The sequence below is a fragment of the Asticcacaulis biprosthecium C19 genome, from assembly GCF_000204015.1.
In the GTDB taxonomy this organism is placed as follows: domain Bacteria; phylum Pseudomonadota; class Alphaproteobacteria; order Caulobacterales; family Caulobacteraceae; genus Asticcacaulis; species Asticcacaulis biprosthecius.
On sequence record NZ_GL883077.1, the window covers coordinates 339845 to 345463 of the forward strand.

At 62.6% G+C, this 5619-nt stretch carries 4 protein-coding genes; 1 reads left to right on the top strand and 3 read right to left on the bottom strand.

Annotation, left to right across the window (positions count from 1 at the left end):
• Positions 1–178: 178 nt before the first annotated feature.
• The 3 genes from rplS to ABI_RS01920 are packed head-to-tail and all read right to left on the bottom strand — an operon-like array spanning position 179 to position 3744.
• Positions 179–619, bottom strand: coding sequence for a 50S ribosomal protein L19 (gene rplS, locus ABI_RS01910; protein ID WP_006271123.1), 441 nt, complete (start codon positions 617–619; stop codon positions 179–181).
• A gap of 15 nt (positions 620–634) precedes the next feature.
• Positions 635–1357 carry a tRNA (guanosine(37)-N1)-methyltransferase TrmD gene (gene trmD, locus ABI_RS01915; protein ID WP_006271124.1) on the bottom strand — a complete coding sequence of 241 codons (723 nt, stop codon included), beginning with the start codon at positions 1355–1357 and terminating at the stop codon, positions 635–637.
• Positions 1358–1404: 47 nt separating this feature from the next.
• A complete protein-coding gene (locus ABI_RS01920) occupies positions 1405–3744 on the bottom strand; it encodes a TonB-dependent receptor (protein WP_006271125.1) in 2340 nt (779 codons plus the stop codon).
• 387 nt (positions 3745–4131) lie between these two features.
• Between ABI_RS01920 and ABI_RS01925 the strand changes: the two genes are divergently transcribed.
• Positions 4132–5592, top strand: a complete 1461-nt coding sequence (locus tag ABI_RS01925) for an ankyrin repeat domain-containing protein (protein WP_006271126.1) — start codon at positions 4132–4134, stop codon at positions 5590–5592.
• Positions 5593–5619 lie beyond the last annotated feature (27 nt).

Here is a 5619-nt window from a genome sequence, read left to right on the forward strand (position 1 = left end):
TATAAGACATACCTCCCCGCGCCCTTCGCGTGGAGACGGGGGCCACACAAGCGAGCCAGGCTGCAGGCCGCCCGTGAGTGAGATATGCCGGTGAGGCGATTTCCTTGCCAACGCGCACAATTAAAAAACCCGCCGGATCACTCCGGCGGGTTTTTCAATCTGGCCTGAGGCCCAATGCTTATTCAGCGTCCAGGTTCGGAGCCGGCGCCGCATTGGCCATGGCGGCGCGCAGTTCGTCGCCCTTGGAGCCGCGGGTCGAGCTTTGCGAACGCTCGACGATACGAGCGGACTTGCCGCGACGGTCGCGCAGGTAGTACAGCTTGGCACGACGGACGACACCGCGGCGCTTGACTTCGATCGAGTCGATGTTCGGCGACAACAGCGGGAACTTGCGCTCGACGCCTTCGCCGAAGCTGATCTTGCGGACCGTGAAGGTCTCATTGATGCCCGAGCCGGCACGCGCGATGCAGACGCCTTCGAAGGCCTGGACGCGCTCGCGCTCGCCTTCCTTGATCTTGACGTTGATACGCAGGGTGTCGCCCGGCTGGAAAGCGGGGAAGGTACGGCCGGCCGCCAGCTTGGCGACTTCTTCGGCTTCGATCTTCTGAAGCAGGTTCATGTAAGTACTCCTGGATTATTGGGGCTTTGGAGAGCCTTTTGCCTGTGATTTGGAAAGCCAGGCCGCCCACAAATCGGGTCGCCTGTCCTTCGTGGTTGCCTCTCTTTGCTGCTGCTTCCAGACGGCCATTTTTTTATGGTCGCCCGATAACAACACCTCGGGGATGTCAAGGCCCTCGAACGTCCGCGGTCGCGTGTACTGCGGATGCTCCAGGAGTCCATCCTCGAAGCTTTCGGTCTCGAGACTTTCCGATGCGCCGAGAACCCCCGGTATAAGTCGCACCACTGCCTCGATCGTCACCATCGCCGCCGCTTCCCCGCCCGCTAGGACGGCATCGCCGACGCTGATTTCCTCGAACCCGCGGGCGTCAAGCACCCGTTGGTCCACCCCTTCGAAGCGTCCGCAGAGAACGATCAGTCCGTCTGCCTGGCTCCATTCTTTGACTTTCGCCTGGGTCAGGGGCTTGCCCCGGGCGGACATGTACACTTTGGGCCGGTCGGAAAGCTCAAGTGAATCAAGCGCTTTGGCGATAACATCGGCCTTCAGCACCTGACCTGGGCCACCTCCGGCGGGGGTGTCGTCAAGAAAGCCGCGCTTATCGCTTGAAAAGGTGCGAATGTCCAGTGTTTCCAAGGACCATAGCTCAGATTCTTTCCACGATGTCCCGATCAGCGAAACGCCGAGCGGGCCCGGGAAAGCCTCGGGAAACATGGTCAGGACGGTAACTTTATAGGACATGGCGGCGGGCCTTAGCATGCCCGCCCGCCCGGGTCGAGAACCTAGTGCTAGTGCTTCAGGCGTAAGGTCAGACCCACCGTCCGCGGATTGCCGGTAAACGCTTTGAACGAGCCCGACTGGAACGGCGCCGAGAAGGCCACCTGATAATAGGTCTCGTCCGTCAGGTTCAAACCCCACAGCTCCAGGGTCCAGTTGCCGTCCGGCGCGCCGATGCCGACTCGGCCATTATACAGGGTATAGGCCTTTTGCACCTTGATCGGCGCCAGATCCGAACCCGTATTGTAGTCGCTGTTGTAGCGGCCATCGAGGCTGGCGGTCAGCTTCAGGCCGTGCACCATGCGGCTGTAGTCGAGACCAAAGGCCGACGACCATTCCGGCGCGAAGGACGGCGTGTTGTTGGCCAGCAACGGCAGGCCGGTGATCGCTTCCGGGCCGAACTTGGCGTCGGTATAGGTCGCGCCAGCGCGCAGGTTCAGGCCAAAGCCGGTGTGATAGCGCGTCTCCAGCTCCACGCCCTTGGAGCGCAGGTTCGGTATCGACGTCACCAGGAAGGAGGTGCCCAGGAAGGTATTGAGCTGGAAATTGCGGAAACGCTGGTCGAACAGCGTGCCGTCCACGGCCAGGCGGCCGTCGAAGAACCGGGCCTTGCCGCCCAACTCGTAGGCACGCGAGGTTTCCGCCCCGAACGACGTATTGCGGTCGGCTGCGAACGCGGATGTCTGTTCGCGGTCCAGGTTGAAGCCGGCGCCCTTCCAGCCTTCGCCGTACGAAGCGTAGGTCATGATGCCCGGCGTGATCTGCCACTTGACCTTGATCGAGCCGACCGTGGCCGATTCTTCCGAACCCTGAACATTGGTCAGATGGGTGAAGGCCGGGTTGGAATACGCCTGACAGATCACGCTTTTCGACGCCGTGGCGTTGGCGCAGGCGATGCCGGCGTCCGAGGTGGTGTAGCGCGACACCAGGGACTTTTTCTGATGGTTTCTGCGCGCGCCGATCAGGACGGTCAGGTTGTCGGTAACGAACCAGTCGACATGGCCGAAGACAGCGGCGTTACGCTCACGCTGGTCATGGACGTCATGGGCACCCTGGCCCGGTACAAAGGACTGGCCGACCGGCAGACCGGTGATTTCCGACACCCGCGCCGGATTGGCGCCCGCCGACAGCAGCAGGCTGAGATAGGCTTCGTAGTCTTCGCCGTAGAGGGTTTCGTCATTGCGTGTCAGGTCTTCCTGGTCGAGGAAGATCCCCGCCATCCAGTCGAAGCGCCAGGTCTTGCCGTTCAAGCGGACTTCCTGCGACACGGTGTTGAAGCGGTTGCCGAAGCTGCCACCTTCGTTGCGGTAGTAGACGTCGGCCGAGCTGAAATCAGCGTCGTAGCCGCTGTTGTGATCCCAGTAGCGCGCTGCCGAGATCGAGGTCAGTTTCAGGGTCGGTGTAATGGCGATGTCGGTTTGCAGCGACAGACCGCCGTCGACGATCTCCTGGCCGGTCGGGCGGTTGGCCCAGGCCTGGCGGCCTTCCGGATCGACCACCGAGGCCGTGCCTTCGTCGTCGGACAGGCTGTCGATATAGCCCCGCGTGCCGCCGATAGCGATGGCGGTCCCGGCACAGCAGCTTTCATCGCGGCGCGTATAGTCGGCGATCAGCCGCAGACGCAGCGAGCCATGCGGCGCATACAGCAACTGACCCCGGATCGAGTCGTAATTGGTGTCGTTGTCATCGGTTTGGGTACGCGGGCCGTCGCCGGTATGGATGTCATACTGGCCGTCGCGCTGGCGGGTCGCCAGGTACAGCGAGCCGGCCAGGCTATCGGCCAGCGGTCCTGTCAGATAGGCCGAAGCGCCCAGCGTCCATTGCGACCCTGCCGTGAGTTCATAGGATTGAGACGGTGTCAGGCTGGGCAGCTTGGTGACGACCTGGATGATGCCGGCCGAGGCGCCCTTGCCATAGGTGTCCGACTGCGGACCCTTGAGGATTTCGACGCGGTCCAGAATCCCTAAGTCGCTCATCGCGGTTGCCGTGCGCGGACGCAGCACGCCGTCGATGGTGACCCCGACCGAGGACTCAAGACCAGGATTGTCGCCGACCGTACCGACGCCGCGCAGGCGGGCTGTGGTCTGGGCTTCGTTGGCCGTCGAGGTGATCAGCAGGGAGGGCGTGAGGGTCTGCAAGGCCTTGAGATCATGCGCGCCGTTGCGCTCCATCTGTTCACCGGTCACCACCGCCACCGACAAGGGGGCGCGGCTCAAGGGTTCCGGCCGCTTCTGCGCCGTAATGACAACCTCGGTTTCTGCGTCCTGGGCGAAGGCCGGCGCCGCGGAAAAGCTGAGAGCCAAACCGGAAACCAAGCAGGAGCAGGCCAGAAGGCGCGACAGATAGGTCATAAGGGAGTCCTGAACAGCGACCGCGGGGCGGCCAAGTGTGGGCGGGCCGTAGTCAATTTGCGAGTCGGGTGCAAGCCTATTTCCCGCATCGGTCGGATAAGCTTACCTTACGGAAACATCAACCCGTTGATCTGTAAGGCAATCATCTCTTCTACATAAGGGAACAATGCTATTATTTCGTTACGACTGTGGTCGCCGGATGACAGATGTAACCCCATACCGGGCCTTGATTTTTCAACGCTGACACGGCATAATTTCCGGGCGTTGAAGGACGCAGCCGGTCCGCGGGCAGGGATTTTCCCACCTTTCATACGACTTCGCTTCACGAACCATCCTTTCAGCCCCGAATTGCGGACCGGTGGGCAGACCTGAAGGGCGTTCGTTATCATGCAACAGCTTTCCCAAACCGCTGACCTCAATCTCGACTTCTATAAAAAGCGCGCCAAGGCATTGCTCAAGGCCGCCCGTGCCGGCGACCCCGCCACCAATGCCCAACTGAAGCGCTATGGCGCCCAAGGCGAACCCGCTCTGCACGCAGCGCAACTGGCCATTGCCCGTGAACAGGGCTTTGCAAGCTGGCCACGGTTCCAGGCTTTCGTCATCGAGTCCAATCTGGATTTTCGTGAGCTGGTCGACCGGTTCATCGATGCGGCGACATCGGACGCCCGCCGGGCGCACGATATCCTGGCCGAGCATCCGGATGTTGCCCAGGCCGGAGTCTATGTCGCGCTGGTTCTGGGTGACTGGGAAAAGGTCGCCGATGCCATCGCCGCCGATCCCGACTTCGCGACGGAAGCGTCCGGCCCACAAGGCGTGGAACCCCTCGTCTATGCCTGTTTTTCACGTTTCGGGGTGCAGCATTCCCAGCGCGCAGCGAGACTAGCCATGACAGTGCGGCTTCTGCTCAACAACGGCGCCGACCCCAACACCGCGTTGGCCGCCGACCATGGCCCGCTGTCGTGCCTCTATGCCGCCAGCGGCTTGATGGGCAACACCGAGATCACCCGTATCCTGCTGGAAGCCGGCGCCGATCCGAACGATGGCGAGTCGCTGTACCATGCCACCGAGCATCGCGACCTCACCTGCATGACACTGTTGCTGGAGCATGGCGCGCGGGTCGATGAAGCCAATGCCATCAAGCATATGCTCGACCGGGAAGACCCCGAGGGTCTGCTGTTGTTGCTCGACGCTGGCGGTGATCCCAACCTGGCCAACGCCCAGGGCGATACCGCCCTGCACTGGGCGGTGCGGCGCGGTCGGTCACCGGCGATTGTCGGGATGCTGCTGGATGCCGGCGCCGATATCGATGCTGTGCGCGGCGACGGCCGCACGGCCTACGCCATGGCGGTGGTGGCGGGTCAGAGAGCGGTGGCCGGTACGCTGGCGTCACGCGGTGCCGACACACGGCTGTCGGCGTTGGATGCCGTGGTCGCCGGGCATGGTGGCGAGGTGCCACCGGAAAGCGCCGCCTCACCGGCCAATGCCCGCCTGCTGCCGCAATTGGCCGAGCACGGCAATATCGCCGCCGTCGAAGCCTTGCTGAAAGCGGGTGTGCCGGTCGATGCGCGTGGTGATATGGGCGAAACGGCGCTGCACCAGGCGTGCTGGCGGGGCAATGTGGCGCTGATCAAGCTGTTGTTGGCGTATGGTGCGCCTTTGGATGCCGTCGAATGTTCTTTCAATGCGACGCCCAGCGGCTGGCTGCACCACGGCGCCACCAACTACGGTCATGGTGACTATGCCGAAGGTACGCGACTGCTGATCGCGGCGGGCGTGAGCGACTGGACCGAACCCAGCGGCAACCCGGCGATGGATGCGGTGTTGCGGGAAAAGGGATTGATTTCGTAATGCTTTCGCAGTTGGTTCGTCAAAAGA

Excerpts from the sequence above, each read along its gene's own strand:
- trmD (WP_006271124.1), bottom strand. The coding sequence starts at position 1,357 with ATGTCCTATAAAGTTACCGTCCTGACCATGTTTCCCGAGGCTTTCCCG.
- ABI_RS01925 (WP_006271126.1), top strand. The coding sequence starts at position 4,132 with ATGCAACAGCTTTCCCAAACCGCTGACCTCAATCTCGACTTCTATAAA.
- rplS (WP_006271123.1), bottom strand. The coding sequence starts at position 619 with ATGAACCTGCTTCAGAAGATCGAAGCCGAAGAAGTCGCCAAGCTGGCG.
- ABI_RS01920 (WP_006271125.1), bottom strand. The coding sequence starts at position 3,744 with ATGACCTATCTGTCGCGCCTTCTGGCCTGCTCCTGCTTGGTTTCCGGT.